This is a genomic window from Vibrio sp. 1-Bac 57, from assembly GCF_037546855.1.
Lineage (GTDB): Bacteria > Pseudomonadota > Gammaproteobacteria > Enterobacterales > Psychromonadaceae > Psychromonas.
This window is the reverse complement of the sequence record NZ_JALAAC010000081.1, coordinates 1-2,365: the sequence shown is the minus strand read 5'-3', so window position 1 is coordinate 2,365 and position 2,365 is coordinate 1. Positions and strand designations below refer to the sequence as shown.

The following is a 2,365-nucleotide window of genomic DNA, read 5'->3' as shown; positions in this document are numbered from 1 at the left end:
TGACTACTAATCATGGTCGATTTAGTATCGTATCTTGCATCAATTAGCTCTAATAAATCACTACGCTGTTGTACTGTTAACGGTTCTAGTCCCCAGTCATCTAATATTAATAAACTTGCTGAACTGAGTTTGTTAATAAGTTTTCGGTAGCTACCATCTGCTTGTGCAAGATACATTTTTTCAAGTAGCTCTTTGAGTCTAAAATAATAAACGCTTTCGCCTTGCTGACAGTGATTGTATCCAAGCGCGCAAGCGAGATACGTTTTACCGCACCCCGTAGCCCCAGTAATAAGTATGTTTTGATGTAGTCGTAACCACTCGCCTTGCCCAAGTGAGCGTATTTGAACTTTGTTAATCTGACGACTCGATTGATAATCTAACTGTGCTAATTGCGCACTTACTCGGAACTTTGCTTGCCGTGTTAAGCGTTCAATCCTCCGGTTGTCTCGTTGTGTTATTTCATTATCGAGTAGTAGCGCCAGCCGCTCTTCGAAAGCAAGTTCAACATAAGCGTTCGGTTGTTCAGTTTGCTGTTTAAGCGCATCACGCATGCCACTTAATTTTAGATTGTTGAGTTGTTGATAGACTGTTTTCATTGTATTTCCTTAATGGTAATAGCTATTTCCGCGAATGTTTTCATGTTCAATTTCATTCAATAAATCAAGTTGAACTTCGGGTAATGGTTGCTTATCTAATCCTTTTTCAAGGATGTTGGTGATTTGCTTTAAACGGGTTGCCCCCATCCACAGACCGCGATGACAAGCGGCTTCTAACCGTGCAGGGCTGTATTTTTTGGCAAGGCTCAGTAATCCTAAACAGACACGGTAACTTTGCTCTGGGTGCTTTTTAGCTTGTAAAAATTCAATCACCAGCTTCTCTGTTGATTTACCGATATCTCTTGCCCAACTTTCAAACCGCTGGGGAGACCATTGTTGCTGTTTTTGATGAGCTACCGGCATGTGCTGTTCGTTTGTGGTGTGCCCGCCGAGCCGATGATTGCGAGAATGAACCGCAACCTGTTTTCCATGATGATAAAGCGTGACCAGCTGACCGGTGACATGCGCTTCAAGCTTTTGTTTTATCAAGCAATGAGGGACAGAGTAGTAATGCTTTTCTACTTCAATATGGTAATCAATATGCACTTTCACCTGCTTGATTTGGGTAAATATGTAAGCCTTGTCGGGTAACGGTTTTAAGACTGGTTTATCGAGTAATTCAAATTGAGATAAGCGGGATCCTGGTTTCTTCTTCATTTGACGCGTATTTAAATCAATCAATAATTCTGCAATGCGCGTATTTAATTGACGTAAGCTGAAGAAAGGCTCATGACGTAATCGCGCCATTATCCAGCGTTCAACAATTTGCACACCGACTTCAGCTTTAGACTTATCCTTAGGTTTATAGGGCCTTGCAGGGACAATGACGGTGTTGTAATGCGCGGCAAGCTGTTGGTATGTAGGATTAAGATCTGGTTCGTAACGACAAGCCCGTGTTACACCACTTTTCAGGTTATCTGGAATGATTAGTTCCGGTACGCCACCCAGAAATTCAAAGCAACGAGAGTGACTCATTACCCAATTTTCTAAGCCTTGGGTAAATGTGGCTTCCGCATAGGTGTAATTTGATGCGCCCATAACGGCAACAAAAACTTGTGCAGTCCGGCATTCGCCGGTACTGGGATCGGTAATATTCATGGTGGGACCACAGTAATCAACGAAGAGTTTTTCACCAGCTTTATGGTTTTGGCGCATTGAGGGCTTCTGGCATTTCAACCAGGTTTTGTACTGCCGGCAGAAGTGATTGTAACTGTAAGCACCTTCTGGATGCCGTTCAACATACTCCTGCCAGAGCAAAAGTAATGTCATGGTCTTTGGCCGGAGTTCTTGTTGTAGCACCGCCCAATCGGGTATGGCGAATTGCTTTGGCCGAGGCTTTGATTTAAGGAATGCCCGCTGCAATGACTCATCATTCCACTCATCGTTTAAAGGCCAACTTGCGATGCCCAAGGATGCTGCTCGCGCAGAATAAGTAGAAACAATAGAAGCTGAAATTGATAGGCTTTTTGCTATTTGGCGATGGCTAAGTAAACAGCCATATTTTAGTCTTAAGATCTCTTTAAGTTTACGCATAGAAATGTGTACCGTTGCCATGGTTATTCCCCAAATGAAACCAAGAAGAATAACGGTTAAAAACACCTACAGGCAGACAAAAAAGTACAAACTATGAGCAATAACATTTCAGGCGATCACTTAATAACATTTTCGCCAAAAGTGATCGGCATGAATGTTAATGAGTGATCGCGATGGATGTTATTAGGTGATCGGGTCAGAGGTTATTAGGTGATCGGCATGGATGGTAATATGCA

General features: G+C 42.6%; 2 protein-coding genes. Both read right to left on the bottom strand.

The genetic code is table 11. The annotated features are described in order from the left end of the window. Window positions 1–596, bottom strand: a 596-nt coding sequence (gene istB, locus MT391_RS20540) for an IS21-like element helper ATPase IstB (RefSeq protein WP_499499939.1), incomplete at its 3' end; no start/stop codon positions are given. Window positions 597–605: 9 nt separating this feature from the next. Beyond that, complete coding sequence (istA, locus tag MT391_RS20535; protein WP_499499937.1) at window positions 606–2,150, bottom strand: IS21 family transposase; 1,545 nt, start codon at window positions 2,148–2,150, stop codon at window positions 606–608. Window positions 2,151–2,365 lie beyond the last annotated feature (215 nt).

Bases quoted from the DNA above. Each gene is read 5' to 3' on its own strand.
- istA (WP_499499937.1), bottom strand. From the start codon at position 2,150: ATGGCAACGGTACACATTTCTATGCGTAAACTTAAAGAGATCTTAAGA.